General features: G+C 72.5%; 12 protein-coding genes. 4 read left to right on the top strand and 8 right to left on the bottom strand.

All coding sequences use genetic code 11. The features are described 5' to 3' along the window. Nucleotides 1–2 precede the first annotated feature (2 nt). The 5 genes from tap to ACWDX6_RS25195 form a co-directional block, all read right to left on the bottom strand. Nucleotides 3–2,318, bottom strand: a complete 2,316-nt coding sequence (gene tap / locus ACWDX6_RS25215) for a telomere-associated protein Tap (RefSeq protein ID WP_451487157.1) — start codon at nt 2,316–2,318, stop codon at nt 3–5. 175 nt (nt 2,319–2,493) lie between these two features. Continuing rightward, nucleotides 2,494–2,715, bottom strand: a complete 222-nt coding sequence (locus tag ACWDX6_RS25210) for a hypothetical protein (RefSeq protein WP_451487156.1) — start codon at nt 2,713–2,715, stop codon at nt 2,494–2,496. A gap of 96 nt (nt 2,716–2,811) precedes the next feature. Further along, nucleotides 2,812–3,756, bottom strand: a complete 945-nt coding sequence (locus ACWDX6_RS25205; RefSeq protein WP_451487155.1) for a PhzF family phenazine biosynthesis isomerase — start codon at nt 3,754–3,756, stop codon at nt 2,812–2,814. Between the two features lie 58 nt (nt 3,757–3,814). Beyond that, nucleotides 3,815–5,341 (bottom strand): leucyl aminopeptidase, encoded by a 1,527-nt coding sequence (locus tag ACWDX6_RS25200; protein ID WP_451487154.1) that lies wholly within the window; start codon nt 5,339–5,341, stop codon nt 3,815–3,817. Between the two features lie 62 nt (nt 5,342–5,403). Continuing rightward, the gene (locus ACWDX6_RS25195) at nt 5,404–6,300 is read right to left on the bottom strand and encodes a DMT family transporter (protein WP_451487172.1); all 897 of its coding nucleotides are present in this window, start codon (nt 6,298–6,300) and stop codon (nt 5,404–5,406) included. A 136-nt stretch (nt 6,301–6,436) separates the two neighbouring features. Between ACWDX6_RS25195 and ACWDX6_RS25190 the strand changes: the two genes are divergently transcribed. Beyond that, nucleotides 6,437–7,375, top strand: coding sequence for a LysR family transcriptional regulator (locus ACWDX6_RS25190; protein WP_451487153.1), 939 nt, complete (start codon nt 6,437–6,439; stop codon nt 7,373–7,375). Between the two features lie 60 nt (nt 7,376–7,435). Here the strand turns inward: ACWDX6_RS25190 and ppk2 are convergent, their stop codons facing one another. Next, the gene (gene ppk2 / locus ACWDX6_RS25185) at nt 7,436–8,413 is read right to left on the bottom strand and encodes a polyphosphate kinase 2 (RefSeq protein WP_451487152.1); all 978 of its coding nucleotides are present in this window, start codon (nt 8,411–8,413) and stop codon (nt 7,436–7,438) included. Nucleotides 8,414–8,917: 504 nt separating this feature from the next. Between ppk2 and ACWDX6_RS25180 the strand changes: the two genes are divergently transcribed. Beyond that, complete coding sequence (locus tag ACWDX6_RS25180; protein WP_451487151.1) at nt 8,918–12,001, top strand: glycoside hydrolase family 3 N-terminal domain-containing protein; 3,084 nt, start codon at nt 8,918–8,920, stop codon at nt 11,999–12,001. A gap of 108 nt (nt 12,002–12,109) precedes the next feature. On the opposite strand, the gene ACWDX6_RS25175 is transcribed toward ACWDX6_RS25180, so the two are convergent. Continuing rightward, on the bottom strand, nt 12,110–14,878 hold the full coding sequence (locus ACWDX6_RS25175) for a S8 family peptidase (RefSeq protein WP_451487150.1): 2,769 nt from the start codon (nt 14,876–14,878) through the stop codon (nt 12,110–12,112). Between the two features lie 230 nt (nt 14,879–15,108). On the opposite strand from ACWDX6_RS25175, the gene ACWDX6_RS25170 reads away from it, so the two are divergent. After that, on the top strand, nt 15,109–15,933 hold the full coding sequence (locus ACWDX6_RS25170; protein WP_451487149.1) for a (2Fe-2S)-binding protein: 825 nt from the start codon (nt 15,109–15,111) through the stop codon (nt 15,931–15,933). Nucleotides 15,934–15,981: 48 nt separating this feature from the next. On the opposite strand, the gene ACWDX6_RS25165 is transcribed toward ACWDX6_RS25170, so the two are convergent. After that, nucleotides 15,982–16,995, bottom strand: coding sequence for an ABC transporter substrate-binding protein (locus ACWDX6_RS25165; RefSeq protein ID WP_451487148.1), 1,014 nt, complete (start codon nt 16,993–16,995; stop codon nt 15,982–15,984). 82 nt (nt 16,996–17,077) lie between these two features. On the opposite strand from ACWDX6_RS25165, the gene ACWDX6_RS25160 reads away from it, so the two are divergent. Further along, nucleotides 17,078–18,139 carry a FecCD family ABC transporter permease gene (locus ACWDX6_RS25160; RefSeq protein ID WP_451487147.1) on the top strand — a complete coding sequence of 354 codons (1,062 nt, stop codon included), beginning with the start codon at nt 17,078–17,080 and terminating at the stop codon, nt 18,137–18,139. Nucleotides 18,140–18,194 lie beyond the last annotated feature (55 nt).

Here is an 18,194-nt window from a genome sequence, read left to right as displayed (position 1 = left end):
ACCTACTCCCCGTCGTCCACGGTGGTGACGTCGCCGTCCTTGATGTAGCGGGCGAGGTTGAGCTCCTGGCCGTACCGCTCGCGTACGCCTTCGCCCCACAGCACGCTCTGGGTCCCCTCGTGCTTGACCATTCCCGGTGAGACACCGAGCCGGAAGCCGCCCGGCAGCGGCTTGCCGTCCCGGTACGGCAGGAAGTCCAGCGGAGACGGCCCGTCGGAGGCGTACACGGCGCAGTCGGAGAGGACCGCGACCGGGTACTGCCCCGTGGCGACCGCGTGCCGGACCATCTTGCGGTGCATGTTGACGCGTGTGCGGGAGATGACGGCGGCGCGGATGTCGGGCCGCCAGGTCGGACGGGACAGGGCCCGCCAGGGCTCGCCCGGCTTCCACCCCTCGCCGCGGGGACGTTCGCGGAGCTTGCCGATGCCGCCCTTCACGGTGGCCTTGATCGCGGACAGCACGATCGCCAGCTGCGGGTCGCGCAGCCGGTAGCCGTCCATGGCCGTCAGGAAGTCCTCCGGCGGCAGGTCGCCGGTGACGCCCAGGTCGGCCATGGTCGCCACATAGGCGTCGCGCAGCCGGTTGTACCAGCCGTCCAGGTAGCGCCCGTTCTCGTACCGTACGTACGCCTCGGCCGGTTCCACGTCGTAGCCGAGCTCCACGGCGTACGCCACCGTGGGCGTGGCGTACCACGCCGGCCCCTCGGGCCTCTCGCCCTTGGGTGTGAACGGGCTCGGCAGCAGGTCGCCTTCGAGGCGCCGCCACTCCTTGCCGACCAGCACGCGGGAGAGGTCGACGTGGGAGAGGTCGACCAGCCAGGAGCCGGGCAGCTTCGGGTCGAACCGCGGGTTCTCGACGTACGTCGGCGCTCCCAGGCCCACGATCGTGCCGTTCGCGCCCGCGGCGAAGGCCATGTTCACGTCGATGCCGACGAGGTGCCGCTTGAGGCACTCCTCGTCGGTGAGCGGCCGCGCCCAGTCGTACGCCTCCTCCATCAGCACCTCGGTCGGCGTGCGCCGGTGGAACCTCGGCAGGTCCGTGAGCAGCGGGTGGCCGTCGGGGGCCTCGCACGGCGCGCAGTCGACCGGGTCCTTCCCCAGTGAGCCCGGGTTGTGCTCGCTGTGCCGGACGCCGTGCTCGTCGGGCTCGCTCGCCCGCGTGGGCGGGTGGAGGGCGGTCATCAGCTCCAGGCCGGTGACGGCGGTGGAGCCTCGCGGCGTCATCACCCGGGACGCGTACGTGCCGAGGAGCCGGGCGAGGTCCGGGGGCGGCAGCTCCGCCGCGTCGCCCCAGTGCCGGGTGTCGAGCGCGCCCCAGGACGGGAGGCACAGCTGCACGCACGTACGGTGCGAGCCCTGCGCCGGGCGGTAGATCCGCGCCCACGGGCCGAACCCGCGCTTGGTCAACTGCCAGTCCGCGCGTGCCAGTTGCCTGACGACCTTGTGGCCGTCCGGCAGCCGCCCCGACAGGCGCTCCTCCTCACCGAGCCGGACCGGAAGGCCGTAGCGCAGGCAGGCGGCCTCGGTCAGCACGATCAGCGGGTCGGCGTCCTTGCCCGCCCCGCTGAGCCTGCGCGCGCCCAGTCTCGCGTCACGCAGCGTCCAGTCGACCAGCGCCGGGAGGGACTTGGCGGGCACGTCCAGGACGAGGCCGCCGACGCAGTACGCGAAGACCTTCCCGTCCTCGGCGTCCACGACGGCGAGGGGCCCGTGCTCGAAGCGGGTGTCGCCGGGGGCGGAGGCGGGGACGGGGGCGGGCTTCGCCGCGGTGGTGCGGGCGGCCTTCGGTGCGGCGCTCCCGGCGCGCGGGCGCGGGGACGTCGTCGCGGCGGCCGTGCGCGGCGTGGTTCGCCCGGTGGCCGGGGCCGGGGCCGGGGCGGGGGCGTCCGAGACCGGGGTGGGGAGCGAGGTGCGCGGTCGCGGCCGCGCGGACTCGGCCTCGCGGGGCCCGGGCGTGGTGGGGCGGAGCCCGGTCGTGGAGGCGGGTGCGGGGCCGGGCGCGGGCGCGGGCGGGGCCGCCATGTCCCGCGCGGCCGCCGTGTCCGGGGCCTCCGTGCCCCGCGCGGCCGGTGTGGAATCGGCCGGGTAGAGTTCCGCGAGCTTCTCCAGGAGGCGGGCGTACGCCTCGCGTTCCGGCGGTCTGGGTTCCGTCCGGCCGGCTTCCCACCCGCTGACGGTCGCGCGTCGCACCTGGAGGGCCGTGGCCACCTGGTCCAGCGTCAGGCCGTGCGCGGTGCGCAGCCGCTTGCGCTCGGCCGGTGGGGGCAGCGGGGAAGCGGACGCGATCAGCGCGTCGACGGCGTCGAACAACTCGGACATGGAACACCTCCGCCGCCACCCTAGCCCGCCCACCGTACGGATCGCGTACTTCTCGCGTACGGGTCGCGTACTGGCCGGTCTTGTCGGGCAGGCGACGGCGGTGGTTCGAGGGCCGCTCCGGCGCGGCCCCGCCGTGTCCGTACCGGTTCGCGCGGGGGCGGGAGCGGACGCTAGCTCACGGCGGCGACTCCGCCCATACGCCCGGGCCGCCGCCGCGCCACTCGATGAGGGGTGACTCCACCACTTCGTCCGGCCCCAGCTCAAGCCCGACGGAGGCCAGCAGATCCGCTACGTCCGCCACGCTCTCGGCCAGTCCGAGGATCCGGCCGTCCGCGCGGACGCGGCGGCCGCCGGTCGCGGAGGGCGGATGGACGACGACGGGCGGGTGACTGTGCATGAGCCCACGGTGGCTCCGCCACGGCCCGTACGCATCCGGCTTGCTCCAGACGGCGCACGCGGGGGCGGTCGACTGGGAGCGGGCGGGGCGCTCGGTTCAGGTCGTGCCGGTCGGCCCGGTCCGGTGGGCGGGAGTGTCGTCGGTGGACGCCAGCTCGGCCCGGAACGCGGTCACCGCGTCGCCGGTGACGGCCACCTCGAGCCCACCGTCGGACCGTACCTCGACGCGCACCCGGACGTCACCGGGCCGTCCCATGGCCACCCCCTGGCGGCCGGTGAAGTCGAGCCGCCCCCCGGGCGCAGGCACGATGCCGTGCCGTACCAGGTAGGCGCCGAGCGGGCCGTGGCCGTTGCCGGTGACCGGGTCCTCGGTGATGCCGATCGCCGGTGCGAACATACGGGACCAGGTGAGGAGCCGGGCGTCGCCGGTGGACCGGGTGAAGACGAAGAAGCCGTTGCTGCCCACCTCACGGCTCAGCGCCGTCAACGCCGAGGGGTCGGGTCGCAGCGCGTCGACGACGGCGCGGTCCCGGAGCTCCACGAGCACCTTGGAGTGGCCGGTCGACACGGTCTGGACGGGGGCGTTCTCCGCCAGGTCGGCGGTGCCGGCTCCCAGGGCCCGCAGCAGCCGGTCCACTCGGCCGCCGTCCAGCTCGGGCCCGAACTCCGCCCTTCCTTGGTGCATGCCGATCCGTACCCTCTCCCCGTCCCGGTGGACCTCCACCCGTTGGATCAACCCGGCGCCCGTCTTCTGCCGCAGCGATCCCGACGGCAGGCCGTACTCCACCGCGCGGGCGAAGTGCGCGCCCACGGTGGCGTGCCCGCAGGTGGGTACCTCGGTCGTGGGGGTGAAGAAGCGGACGCGCACGTCGTGGTCGGCGGCGTCGGCGGGCAGGACGAAGGCGGTCTCGGAGTTGTTGAGCTCCCGCGCGACCGCGAGCATCTCGGCGTCCGTCATGCCGTCCGCGCCCAGCACGACGCCCGCGGGGTTTCCCGTGAAGGGCGCCCGGGTGAAGGCGTCGATCTGATAGAGGATCCTCATCGTCGGCGGCCCCCTCGACCCGCGCACCGGGAACGGCCCGCCCGCGCCCCGGACCGGCTCACCGGTCCATCCCCTGCCGGTCGAGCGCGCCGGCGGCGGCGTCCTCGGCCAACCGGACCAGGGTGCGCACCGCGGAACCGGTGCCGCCCCTGGGGGTGCAGCCGTGCGGCGCGCCTTCGTGGAAGGCCGGTCCCGCGATGTCGAGATGGGCCCAGGGGACGCCGTCCGGCACGAACTCCTTCAGGAAGAGGCCGGCCACCAGGCCGCCGCCCATGCGCTCACCGGTGTTGGCGATGTCGGCCACCGGGGAGTTCAGGCTCTCCCGCAGGTGGCCGGGGAGCGGCATGGGCCAGGCCTCCTCCCCGGCCCGCCCGGCGGCGTCGACGACCTGGTCGCGGAAGGCGTCGTCGCCGGACATGACGCCGAAGACCCGGTGGCCCAGGGCCATCTTCATCGCGGCGGTCAGGGTGGCCACGTCCACGAGGGCGTCGGGTTCCTCCTCGCCCGCGCGGACGAGGGCGTCGGCGAGCACCAGGCGTCCCTCGGCGTCGGTGTTGATCACCTCGACGGTCTTTCCGCCGTACATCCGCAGTACGTCCCCCGGCTTGGTCGCCGAGCCGGACGGCATGTTCTCGGCGAGGGGGAGCCACCCGGTGACACCGGCCCGCAGCCCGAGCCGGGCGGCGGCCACCACGGCGGCGAAGACGGCGGCGGCACCGGCCATGTCGCGCTTCATGATCTCGTTGAAGCCGACCGGCTTGAGGGAGATGCCGCCGGAGTCGTAGGTGATGCCCTTGCCGACGAAGGCGAGGGTGGCCCGCGCGTCCGGGTGGCGGTAGGCGACCCTGACGAGGCGCGGCGGCCGCACCGAGCCCTGGCCGACGCCGAGGATGCCGCCGAAGGACCTCTCAGTGAGCGCCCGCTCGTCGAACACCTCGACATCGAGCCCGTACTCCTCGCCGGCCGTCCTCACGGCGGCGGCGAAGGTCTCCGGCGTGAGGTGGTTGGCCGGCATGTTGACGAGGTCGCGCGCACGGTTCGTCTCCTCACCGATCACGGTGCCGCGCCGGACACCGGCCGCGAGGTCGTCCCGGGTCTCGCCGGCCGCCGGGATCACCAGTTCGCCGACGGGAGCCTCACGGTCGGCGGGGGCACGGAAGGCGGTGAAGGCGTAGGAGCCGAGCAGGCCGCCGAGCGCCACCGCCTCCGCCGCCTCGGCGGTGGCGACCGGAAGCGCGAGGACGGCCCGCCCGGTGCCGGTCAGGGCGCGGGCGGCCACAGCGGCCGCCCGGCGCAGCGCCTCCGTGGTGGGCTCGCCGCCGTCGTCGGCGGACTCGCCCAGGCCGACCGCGAGGACCGTCTCGGCCTTGAGGTCCGCCGGCGCGGGCAGCTTGAGCGCCTCCCCCTCGGTGCCGGTCATGCCGAGGCAGCCGAGCGTCGCGGCGAGCCTGCCGCCGAACGCCTCGCTCACGGCTTCCGCGCCGGGGGCCGGAACCGGCCCTCCTGGGCTCGTCACGACGCCGATCACGACGCAGTCCGCGGGCAGCGCCCCGGCGATGGGATCGGCCACGGCAAGGATCGTCACGTCACACCGTCCTGTTCTCTGGTGGTTCGTCTGGCGGTTCGGGAGCGGGAGACATCGGCCGGCTACGACCGCGCCGGGTGGGAGGGCGGCGGCGGGTGGGCCGGTGCCGCGGGCGCCGGTTTCTTCCGGCGCGTCATGCCGACGCCGACGAGGACGATCAGCATTCCCGCGGCGACCCGGAGGCTGAAGGGTTCGTCGAGTACGAGGGCGCCCAGCCCGACCGAGACCACGGGCAGCAGATATCCGACGGTCGCGGCGTTGGTCGCGCCTTCGTCGGCGATGATCCGGTACGTGAGGTGGAAGGTGATCCCGGTGGCGAAGACGCCCAGGATCACCACCGCGATCAGGCCCCCGCGGCTGAGGTGCACGGGTTCCAGGCCACCGGCCGGCAGGCTCAGGGCGGTGAGGCCGGAGGCGGCGAGGAGCTGAGCCGTGGAGAGGGAGAGGGTCGCGTGCCCCTTTCCGACGAGGGCGCGTCCCATGTACGTGAAGCCGATCGCGTAGCTCGCCGCCGCGGCGACGATGGCGAGGGCGCCCCAGCCGACGACCCCGGCCCCCTGCCATGGGGCGAAGATCAGCACCACGCCGCCGAACCCCAGCAGCAGGCCGCCCCAGCGCAGCGGGCGGACCCCGCGCTCCGAGCCGATGGCGATACCGACGAGCAGGGACCAGAGCGGGGTGGTCGCGTTCAGTACCCCCGCCACGCCGGAGTCGACGGTCTGCTGGCCGATGCTGAACATCGCGAACGGCAACGCGTTGCACCAGAAGGCGGCCACGAACACACGGCCCCAGACGGCGCGTTCACGAGGCAGGCGCTGCCCGGACGCCACGCACAGCACCAGCAGCGTGCCGGTGCCCAGCAGGCAGCGGGCGAGGGTGACCTGTACCGGGGAGAGGGCCTCCAGGGCCAGCTCGATCCACAGGAAGGTCGAGCCCCACAGCAGGGCGAGCACCCCCATCCGGGCCAGGGCCCATGTCCTGCCTGCCGCACGGTGCACGCTCGTTCTCCTCCCAGGTCTGGCCCCGAGGCAACGATGCCGCCGACCGCACATAAGCACAATCAAAAGGTTCTGCATGACCATTAAGCTGTGCTACATGCTTGATCTGAGACGGATGCAGGTGCTGCGTGCGGTGGTCACCAGCGGTTCGGTGACCGCGGCCGCGGCGCACCTCGGTTACACGCCCTCCGCCGTGAGCCAGCAGGTGGCGGCGCTGGAGAAGGAAGCCGGGATCACCCTGCTCGAACGGGTGGGACGGGGCGTACGGCCGACCGCGGCGGGCCGGCTCCTCACCGAGCACACGGCGATCATCAGCCAGAACATCGCCGAGGCGGAGACGGCGCTGGCCGACCTGCGAGCCGGACGCACCGGCAGGCTGGCCATCCGCTACTTCACCTCGGTGGGCCCGACGCTCGTCGCGCCCGCCCTGGCCCGGCTCCGCCGCGAGCATCAGGGGCTGCGGATCGACCTGGGACTGATCGACCCGGAAGACCCGCTGGCGGAGGTCGAACAGGGCGATGCCGACCTGGCGATCGTGGTCCGGCCCCGCGGCGGTGGCAGGCAAGCGGGCATCCATCTGGTCCACCTGCTCGACGACGAGTACCTCGCCGCTCTCCCCGCCGATCACCCGCTCGCCGCGCGGCGCGTACTCGACCTCGCCGATCTCGCCGGCGAGCCGTGGATCGGCAGCGAACCGCCGGGGCCCTGCCTCGACGTCGTACTGGAGGCGTGTGCCGCGGCGGGCTTCAGCCCCGACGTCGTGGCGGAGAGCGAGGACTACGCCACCGCGCTCGGTTTCGTCGCGGCAGGCCTCGGCGTCGGACTCGTCCCCCGCCTCGGAGCGGCCGGGCGCCGCTCCGGCGTCGCCCTCCGCCGCGTCCGGCGACCGGAGCCGGTCAGGACCATCCACGCGGCGGTACGCGCGAGCACCCTGGACCAACCCGCCCTGCGCACGCTGCTCCACACGTTGGAGGAGGCCGCGCGGCACCCGGCACCGGCCACCGCCTCACGCGCGCACCGGTCCGGGACGCCGTGAGGCCGCGACCGCCCGGGAGGCGGTGAGGCCGCGACGGCCCGGGTGTCGTACGTCGGCTCGTCAGCGGCCGGGGTGTTCCCCCGGTCCCTGCCGGAGCGGAGCCAGCGGGGTGGGAGAGAGCGCGGACGTCTCCTCCCCCGGCTCGAGGAGGGTGTCCGCGGCGCCGACGATGAGGGGGTCGGGCGCGCCCACCGCTTCCGGGTCCTTGCTCGCGTAGTCGATGCGCGACAGCAGGCTGCGCATGGCCTCCAGGCGTGCCCGTCGCTTGTCGTTGCTCTTGACCACCGTCCATGGCGCGTGCTCGGTGTCCGTCGCCCTGAACATGGCGACCTTGGCGGTGGTGTAGTCGTCCCAGAGATCGAGCGAGGCCAGGTCGGTGGGTGAGAGTTTCCACTGCCGGACCGGGTCCACCTGCCGGATCGCGAAGCGGGTGCGCTGCTCGGATCGCGACACGGAGAACCAGAACTTCACCAGGTGGATGCCGTCCTCGACCAGCATGCGCTCGAACAGCGGGCACTGGTGGAGGAAGAGCGCGTACTCCTCGTCGGTGCAGAAGCCCATGACTCGTTCGACGCCCGCCCGGTTGTACCAGGAGCGGTCGAAGAACACGATCTCGCCGGGGGCGGGGAGGTGGGCGATGTAGCGCTGGAAGTACCACTGCCCCGCCTCGCGCTCGGTCGGCTTGTCCAGGGCGACGATCCGGGCGCCGCGAGGGTTGAGCCTCTCGGTGAACCGCTGGATGGTGCCGCCCTTGCCGGCGGCGTCCCGGCCCTCGCACACCACGACCAGCCGGGCTCCGGTGTCCTTGGCCCACCGCTGCAACTTGAGCATCTCGATCTGCAGGATCCGCTTGGCCCGCTCGTACTCGCCGCGGCGGATCTTGCGGTCGTACGGGTAGTTCTCCTGCCAGGTGCGGATGGGGTCGCCCGCGGCGCTGAGCAGGACGGGTTGCTCGGGGTGCGTGTCGTCCACGCTCAGCCCCTTCAGCAGGTTGCGCTCCTCGGCGGCCCGCTCGTCTCCACCGTTCGTCCCGCTCATGTGATCACCTCGTCGTCCGCAGCCCTGTCCCTACCAGTGTCTGCTGTGAAGAGGGAGAACGACGTAAACAGGGAAATCGGCGTGAATGGCGGAGGCCTTGGTGGCGTGGTCGTGTCTTGTGGTGGCGTGGCCGTGTCTCGTGGTGGCGTGCCGGCTCGCGGGCCGCCGGGACCCGGTCCGGCAGATGGTGGACCACCCGGGACAGCAGCGCGAGGCCGACCCGCTTGTGCATTCAGGTGATGAACGCACAACGGGCCGGAGGGGCGGGAAACTTGGGATTCAGCCGATGTCGGCGTGAAGTCTTGACGGCACGGTGGCCTGACGGTTGACTCGCCGCACCGCGTGCGGGGAGCGCTTCCTCCGCCGCTCCGCACCCGCTTCCCGAGCCGCCTTCCCGGCCGCTCCCCCATGGGGCACGGCGCCCCCGCCCCTCCCCGCACGCGTCGGCCCCGCGGCACGAACCCCGACCCCGCGCATCGCCCCTGTCGTACAGAAGGAGACGCAATGCCACGCCCCCGTCCCAGGAGCAGAACGAGTACGGCGTTGATCGCATCCATCGCCGTTCTCGGCGGCCTGCTCGCCGGCGCCCTGCCGAGCGCCGCGGCCGCCGAGGATCCCGTGCCCGTGGCCGTCGACCGCTTCGAGGGGGAGATCCCCTTCGCTCCCCCTCCCGCGGAGGGGATCTTCACCTGGGGCAGCGACGCCGACGACCATCCGAGCCTGCGGATCGCCGAGCGGGCCGACGCGCCCGAGGGCGACAAGGTGCTCGAAGGCGGCTACGACATCAGCGGCTGGGGCGGTTTCAGCCATGACTTCGCCTTCGACGCACCGGCCCACGACTGGACCGCGTTCAAGGGCGTCCGCTTCTGGTGGTACGGCCAGAACACCGCGCCGCTGCCGCCCGGTTCGGGCAAGCGCGTCCACTTCGAGATCAAGGACGGTGGCGCGAACGGCGAGGCGTCCGAACTGTGGACGACGTCGTTCACCGACGACTGGGAGGGGTGGCATCTCGTCGAGATCCCGTTCTCCGACTTCCAGTACCGCGCGGACTACCAGCCCGTCGGCGGCATCGACCAGATCCTCGGTCTGAACGAGATGTGGGGCTACGCCCTCACCCTGCCGCCGGGTTCCCCCGGTTCCTTCGCCCTCGACGGCCTGGAGCTGTACGGGAAGGCCGAACCGGCCCTGAACACCAAGGTCGTCACCGACGCCGCCGTGTACCCGGTCCGGGAGGGCGGCACCGCCCAGGTGCGGCTCTCGGTCGCCACCACGGGCTCCGGGCCGATCGACGAGCCGGTGACGGTCGCGTACACGACCGAGGGCGGCGCGGGCGGCGGCGCCGAGGCGGGCGAGGACTACACGCCGGTCACCGGCAGCGTCACCTTCCCGGCCGGCACGGCCTCCGGCACGTCCCGTTCGATCGCGGTGGCGACGACGAAGGACGGCGCCGCCGAGTCCGCCGAGACGATTCCGCTCACGCTGACCGTCACCGGGGCCAAGGCCCCCACGGAGACGCCTCAGGTGGTGGTGGACGGCCACGGCCTGCCCTACCTCGACAAGCGGCTGCCGGTGAAGAAGCGGGTGGCCGACCTGCTCGCACGGATGTCGCTCGCCGAGAAGGCCGGCCAGATGACGCAGGCCGAGCGGAACGCGCTCAAGTCCCCCGGGGACATCGCCTCCTACGACCTCGGCTCGCTGCTCTCCGGCGGCGGCTCCGTGCCCACGCCCAACGCGCCCGAGGCGTGGGCGAAGATGGTCGACGCCTACCAACTGCGCACCCGGGCCACCCGCTTCCAGATCCCGTTGATCTACGGGGTGGACGCGGTGCACGGACACAACAACGTCATCGGGTCGACGATCATGCCGCACAACATCGGCATCGGTGCCGGCCGCGACCCGAAGGTCGCCGAGAGGACGGGCGCCGTCACCGCCAAGGAGGTGCGGGCCACCGGCATCCCGTGGGACTTCGCGCCCTGCCTCTGCGTCACCCGGGACGAACGCTGGGGCCGCTCCTACGAGGCGTTCGGCGAGGATCCCGCCCTGGTGACCGCGATGGAGACCGTGATCAACGGCATGCAGGGCGCGCCGAACGGGAAGGACCTCGACCGCAACGACAAGGTGCTCACCAGCGCCAAGCACTTCGTGGGCGACGGCGGTACCGAGTTCGGCTCCTCGACCACCGGCTCGTACACGATCGACCAGGGCCTCACCAAGGTCACCCGCGAGGAGCTGGAGGCCGTGCATCTGGCGCCGTTCGCCGAGGCCGTCGAGCGCGGCGCGGGCACGGTCATGCCCTCGTACTCCTCGCTGGACGTCCTGGGTGACGACCGGGGCCCGGTGAAGATGCACGCCAACGCCGAGATGATCAACGGCGTCCTCAAGGAGCGGATGGGATTCGACGGATTCGTCATCAGCGACTGGCAGGCCATCGACCAGATCCCCGGGGACTATCCGAGCGATGTCCGTACGTCGGTCAACGCGGGCCTCGACATGATCATGGTGCCGACGAACTACCAGGACTTCACCCGGATCCTGGCGGAGGAGGTGGCGGCCGGGCGGGTCAGCCGGGCGCGCGTCGACGACGCGGTGTCCCGGATCCTGACGCAGAAGTTCAGGCTCGGCCTGTTCGAGCGGCCGTACGCGGACACCACCCACCTCGGAACGGTCGGCTCGGCCGAGCACCGCGCCGTGGCGCGCGAGGCGGTGGCCAAGTCCCAGGTGCTGCTGAAGAACGACGGCGCCGTGCTGCCGCTGAAGACGTCGCAGAAGGTGTACGTCGCCGGTTCCAACGCCGACGACCTCGGCAACCAGGCCGGCGGCTGGACCATCAGCTGGCAGGGCTCGTCCGGCCGGACGACGACGGGCACCACGATCCTCGAAGGGATGAGGAAGGCCGCCCCCGCCGCCTCCATCGCCTACTCCAAGGACGCCTCGGCCGCCACCGACGGCTACGACGTCGGCGTGGTCGTCGTCGGTGAGACGCCCTACGCCGAGGGCTTCGGGGACGTGGGCAACGGCCACGACCTCGAACTGAGCGCGGCCGACAAGGCGGCCGTCGACAAGGTCTGCGCCGCGATGAGGTGCGCGGTCCTGGTCGTCTCCGGCCGCCCCCAGCTCATCGGTGACCGGCTCGGCGCCATCGACGCCCTGGTCGCGTCCTGGCTGCCCGGCACCGAGGGGGACGGCGTCGCGGACGTCCTCTACGGCAAGCGCCCCTTCACCGGGCAGCTCCCGGTCACCTGGCCCAGGTCGGAGGCGCAGCTGCCGATCAACGTCGGTGACGCCGCCTACGACCCGCAGTTCCCGTACGGCTGGGGCCTGACCACCCTGTCCAAGGCGCCCGCCGGCGGGGAGCCCGCCCTGAAGGCCATCGCCCTCGCCGCCAGGGTGCTCCAGGCGGCCGGTCGCGGAACGTCGGTGGAAGGCAGGGAACTGGTCGCCGAGGCGCGGATGATCGTGCAGCGACGGATCGGCCAGGACATCACCGAGGCGACGGCCGGGCCGTTCGCCGAGGCGGACCATCTGCTCCTGACGGGCGACCTCACCGGCGCCGTCGGGAAACTGACGGCGGCTTACCGGGCCGCCTGAGGGCCCGGACAGGGAACGGGTGAGGCCCTGGAGGGAATCCTCCAGGGCCTCACCTTTCAGCGTGTCCGGTTTCAGGCGTGTCCGGTCAGGTCCGGATCACGGCCGAGGTCAGCCGATCGCCCAGCCGAATGCGCTGCCCCCGGCCGGAAGGCCGTTCTGGCCGGGCTGGTGCGCGGTCACCGTTCCGGTGGCGCCGGTACGGCCACCGGTGGCGTTGCCCCACGGCAGGGCGTACGCGGCACCGTGGGGTGTGGTGTGGGGCACGCCGACGTGGAGCCGGGAGGCCGTGACGCCGAGGTGGTTGCCGATGGCGTGGCCGGCCGTGGGGGTGCCGCCGAGGCCCGAGGCGTTGCCGGCCTCCAGCCAGAAGTCGGTGTCGCCGGGGGCGCCGAACGGGTAGAAGGTCTGCACCGCGCCCGCGTCCGAGGTGGTGCCGATGTCCTCACCGGGGATGCCGACCGCGAGGACGAGGGTGTTGGCGGCGCCGGGCTCGCGCGGTGACAGGTTCGCCAGGGCGACCTTCTGGCCGAACTTGTCGCCCGCCTCGGCTCCGCCCTGCACGTTCGGGACCTCGGCGTTGAAGTTGGCGGCCTGGGTGACCGCACCGGCTTCGGTGACGCGGAAGCTCTGGACCGCGCCGGCCTGGCTGACGTTGGCGGTGCCGACCGCCAGGGCCTCTCCGGGGGAGCCCACCGCGAAGACGGTGTCGGTCGCGGCGGCCGTGGCGGAGGGAGCGTACGCGACGGCCGCGACGGCCGCGCCGAACTGGTCGCCCGCCTCGGACGCGCCGGACACGAAGTCGTCGTCCTGGCTGATGCCCTGGATCGGGGTGGGGATGCCGTCGGCGTTCAGGCCGTGCTTGAGGACCTGCACGCCGCCCGCGTTGGCCAGGGTGCCGATCGCCTCGCCCGGCGAGCCGATGACCAGGTGGTTGGCGGAGGCGGCGACGGCGGCGCCGAACTTGTCGCCGGCCTCGGCGGTACCGCCCATGCCCGGCTTGTCCTGGTGGACGGCGGCGTTGACGCTGCCGCGCAGGTAATGGGCGCTGCCCGCGTCGGTGACGCTGCCCAGGTCCTCGCCGGGAACGCCGATCAGCAGGTACGGCTCACCGGCGGTGGTGTGTCCGGCGGCGACGGCGGCGCCGAAGCGGTCACCGGCCTCGGGGGCCGAGCCCAGGATCGAGCCGGAGCCGGTGCCCTGGACGAGGCCGACCGGGGCCTTGCCGGTGGACAGGCCGCCCGCGGCGCCGTAGAAGATCTGGGCGGCACCGGCGTCGGTGGTGGTGCCCACGTCCTCGGCCGGGACACCCACCAGGAGGTCGGTGTAGCCGTCCCGGTCGTGGTCGAAGGTGGCGAGGTTCTCACCGAACAGGTCGCCCGGCTCGGCGCCTTCCGACACGGCGGCGAGGTCCTGGTTGATCTCGGCGGTGCCCTTGCCGCCGCCGTACACGACCCGTACGGCACCGGCGTTGGCGTCGCCGCCCACGGTGGTCTTCGGCGCGCCGACGACCGTGTCCTCCACGCCGTCACCGTCGAAGTCCGTGATGCGCGGCTTCAGCGCCTGGTCGAGCTGGATGCGCGGAGTGGTGACGGTCGTGTCGGCGATGGGCTTCCCGGTGGCCTTCAGGAGCGTCTCGAGCTCGGTGACGCTCGCCCGCGGGTAGGCCTGCTTGAGCACCGCGAAGGCGCCCGCGACGTGCGGGGCGGCCATGGAGGTGCCGTTGTACGAGGCGTAGGAGTTGCCGCTGACCGAGGAGACGACGCTGCTGCCCGGCGCGAAGAGGTCGAGCAGCGGACCCCGGTTGGTGAAGGAGGACGGCTGGTCGCCGTCGGTGGTGCTGCCGACCGTGATGGCCGAGGAGATGCAGGCGGGCTCGCCCACCGCGTCGGCGTACGCCTGGTTGCCGCCGGCTATCACGGTGGCGACACCGGCGGCGCGCAGGTTGTCGATGACCGCCTTGCGGACGTCCGTGTCGCAGTGCGTCGTGTGCTTGGCGGCGCCCAGGCTCATGTTGGCCGCGACGACCGGCGTGCCGGACTGCCGGAGCCGCAGGACCTTCTCAAGGCCCGCGAGCTGGTCGCTGGTGTATGCCCTCACGCACGGTGCCTTGCCGGCGCCGCAGACCGCCTCGGTGCTGTTCTTGTGGAACACCTGGACGGCGACGATGCCGGCGCCGGGGGCGACACCGGTCTTGGGGGCTCCGGTCAGGCCCTGCCCGTTGCCGGCGGCGATACCGGCGACATGGGTTCCGTGATCGCACAGCCGGGTCCCCGCGCAGGGGCCGGTCTCCACGTCGGCCGAGCCCGGTCCCTCCTGCTGGTCGGTGCCGTCGGGGCACAGGCTGGTGACGCCGGCGGCGGCGTCGGTGGCCGAGAAGCACGCCTCGGCGATCACCCGGTCGCCGAGGAAGGGGTGGTTGACGGCGACGCCGGTGTCGATGACGGCGACTGCCGTGCCGGCGCCGTTCTGCCCCGCGGCGACGGTCTTGTCCGCGCCGATGAGCGGAATGGTCGAGTCCAGGCTGGGAGACGCGGCCTCGTCCTCGGTGACGCTCAGGACACCGGGCTGGGCGGCCAGCTTCGCCAGACCGGCCTTGTCCACGCGCAGCGTGGTGACGGGCACCGTGGACAGGGTCTGGAGGGCCTTGCCGGTCTTGCCCGCGCGGGCGGCGGCGGGCAGGTCGGCACGGCTCCTGGCGAGGACGTTGACCCTGACCGTGCCTCCGTCGGCGACCTCGTCGTGCAGGGCCGGATCGATGGGCCCGGCCGTCGTCGGGGTCGGCGTGTCAGCGCTCACCGGGGCGGCGTGGGCCGGTATCGCGCCGAGCGCCACGGCCACCATCGCCGTGACGACCGTGGACCATAGAGGTCGTTTCATGTCGCTCCATCGTGAAGCGGACAGTGGGGGATGCCCGCGTGATCATGCCTGGGAAAGGCGACACGGTATCGAACGGTCTATCGAAGGCGAGCCGGTACCCCCCTGCACCGAATGCCAGTTCGTCGCTCACGTGGCGGACACGCGCGTGATACACCGTGCGTTTCAGCGGGGAGGAATATAAGGTAAGGCTTACCTCTCTCGTGTGACTCGTGTGGAAGACGGGAAGTAACGTGCCGCTCTCGACCGCCCCCGCCGCCCCGGCCCCCTCCGCCGCGTCCGTCGCGTCCGTCGAGCCGCTCTCGGGTGTCTACCGGCGGCTCGGTGAGATCTCCCCCCTGGTGAGGATCCGGGCCGGCGACGCCCCTCGGGAGGCGGCGGCCGGATGGGTCGAGGGGCGTCGACTCGGCCGGGAGGCCGAGGCGGTGGAGCGCCTGGTCGCCGCCGAGGCGCGGCGCATCGAGCAGGCGTACGGAAAGGCTCCCCGGCGCGATGTCGCGGCGACCTGGGCGTTCCAGCGGTACGTGTTCACCGCCTGTCTCGCGATGAGCGGGCCCTGGTACCTCGAACGTCGGGTTCCGCGCGTGCCGCTGGAGCTGGTCGCGTACGGCTGGCAGGAGCGGGAGATGACCGTCGGCGCCGAGGCGCTGACATGTCTGGCGGGCGACCGGCTGGAGGGGCTGCCCGGCGTGCGCACCGCCGCCGGACCGGAGGCGCTGCGGGCCGAGTTGCGGTCCGCCGTCGCCGAGCATCTCGCCCCGGTGCTCGACGCCTTCCAGCCGCACGTCCGGCGCAGGCCGCACGCCCTGTGGGGCATGGTCACCGATCAACTCGCGGGCGGTGTCTGGCACCTGGGCCGGGCGCTGGGCGACGCGGGCGCCGCGACCGCGGCCGCCGACGCGCTGCTGCCCGGCTCCACACCGCCCTACGTGGGGGCCGCCGGGTTCCGGCCGTCGGCCGATCTGGACGGCGAGCCGACGCGGACCCGTACCAACTGCTGCCTGTACTACACGATCCGGCCGGACGAGCTCTGCGCCACCTGCCCCAGGAAGCGCTGAAAGGGGGCCGGGCACCTTCCGGTGCCCGGCCCCCTCGCGGTCAGGCGGTCACGCCTTCGCCGGGTCGACCTTGTAGGTCTTGGCGACGTCGTCGAGAACGGAGTTGGCGCCGTACAGGCCCACCGCGCTCATCCAGATCTTGTCGTCGACCTCGTGCTTGGCACCCTTCAGCTGCTTCCACAGCGGGTTGGCCTCGAACTTCTCCTTGGTCTGCTTGGAGAGTCCGGCCTCGTCGGCGTAGAGCGAGATGAAGATGTCGTCGGCGTCCATCTTCGCGATCTCCTCGTCCGACACCTCGGTGTTGAAGCCGGTGCCGGTGGCCGCGGCGGGCTTGCCGAAACCGAGGTCCTTGACGATCACGCCGATGTAGGTGTCCTCCTTGTAGATGCGCGTCGGGCCGTCCACGAATCGCACCACGGAAACCGTGGGGTTGGCGCCCTTCGCCTTGCGCACGCTGTCGCCGATGGCCTTGGCGCGCTTCTCGAAGGCGGCGATCCGCTCGTCGGCGGCCTTCTCCTGACCCATCGCCTTGCCGACGAGGCGCAGGTTGTCCTTCCACGTACCGCCGGTGGTCTCGGAGAAGACGGTCGGGGCGATGGCGCTCAGCTGCTTGTACAGCTTCTCGTGGCGCACCTTCGCGGAGAGGATGAGGTCCGGCTTGAGCTGGATGATCTTCTCCAGGCTCGGCTCCTCCAGGGTGCCGACCGGCTTGGCGTTCGCGGCGTACGTCTTGGCGTCGGCACCGAAGTAGGAAGGAAGGGACGCGCCGCTGCTCGCGATGGTGGTGTAGCCGACCACCTCGCCCTTGAGCGCGAGGGTGGCGTCGACGAACGTCATGTCGAGGGCGACGATACGCTTGGGCGCCTTCTTCACCTCGGTCTTGCCCATGGCGTGTTCGACGGTGCGGGGGAAAGCGGAGTCCGAGGCGGCGGGCGTCTCGCCGGCCTTCGTCTCGTCCTTCGTCTCGGAGCCGGCACCGCAAGCGGCGGTGGCGAGCAGTCCTGCGGTGACGGCGGCGGCTCCCACGGTGCGGCGGAAGCGGCCGAGCCAACGGGCTCTCATCAGGTGGTTCCCTTCTCTCACGGGGGGTGCAGCTGTAAGGATAGGCTCGCCTAACTTACGGCGGGGCAGTTCGGAGGAGATCGTGACCCAAGCGCTATCAGCGCCACCTCGGAAGGCGACCGCGCGGCAGCCGGCCGCGAAGGCGGAACGCGCGCGCAGACGCTGGACGGGCCTTCTCGTCCTGGCGGGACTGCTCGTGGTCGTCGCCGTTCTGAGCATCATGTTCGGTACGAAGTCACTGACGGCGGCGCAGGTGTGGCACGGTGTGTGGAGCCCCTCCGGGACCGAGGGCGATGTCATCGTGCGCAACCTGCGGCTGCCCCGCACGGCGCTCGCCGTCACCGCCGGTGTCGCGCTCGGCGTCGCCGGAGCCCTCATGCAGGGCCACACCCGCAACCCGATCGCCGATCCCGTCCTCCTCGGTGTCAGCGCCGGCGCGGGCCTGTTCGTGACCGGTGGCATCTTCCTGCTCGGGGTCACCACCCTGTACGGGTACGTGTGGTTCGGTTTCCTGGGGGCGATGCTGGCCAGCGTCGTCGTCTACCTGGTCAGCACCTTCTCCAAGGGCGGCGCGACCCCGGTGACCCTGGCTCTGGCGGGCGCCGCCGTCCACGCGCTCTTCACCGCGCTGACGGCGGGCGTCGTCCTCTTCGACCAGCAGGCGCTGGACGTCTACCGGTTCTGGACCGTGGGCTCGGTGAGCGGCCGGACCCTGGAACTCACCTTCCAGATGCTGCCGTTCGTCGCGGTCGGTCTGCTGGCCGCCGCCGTCAACGCCCCAGGCCTGAACGCGCTCTCCCTCGGCGAGGACGTGGCCAGGGCGCTCGGCGTGCGCATCGGCCTGACCCGGTTCACCGGCATGGCGGCGATCACCCTCCTCACCGGTGTGGCCGTCGCCGCCTGCGGGCCGATCGGCTTCGTGGGGCTGATGGCCACTCACATCGGCAGGTCCTTCACCGGTCCCGACTACCGCTGGGTGCTGGGGTACGCGGCGCTGCTCGGCGCCATCCTGATGCTGGGCGCGGACATCCTGGGCCGTCTGGTGGCCCGGCCGGGCGAGCTGCCCGTCGGCATCATGCTCGCCTTCATCGGCGCACCGCTCTTCATCTCGCTCGTACGCCGCAGGAAGCCGGTGCGACTGTGACAGTGGAATCGACAGCGAACACGAGGACGAGCGGCGACGACACCGCGCCCGGTGT

Source organism: Streptomyces sp. NPDC003027 (assembly GCF_053591435.1).
The sequence above is the reverse complement of the archived record's forward strand: the minus strand, read 5'-3'. Positions and strand labels throughout refer to the sequence as shown.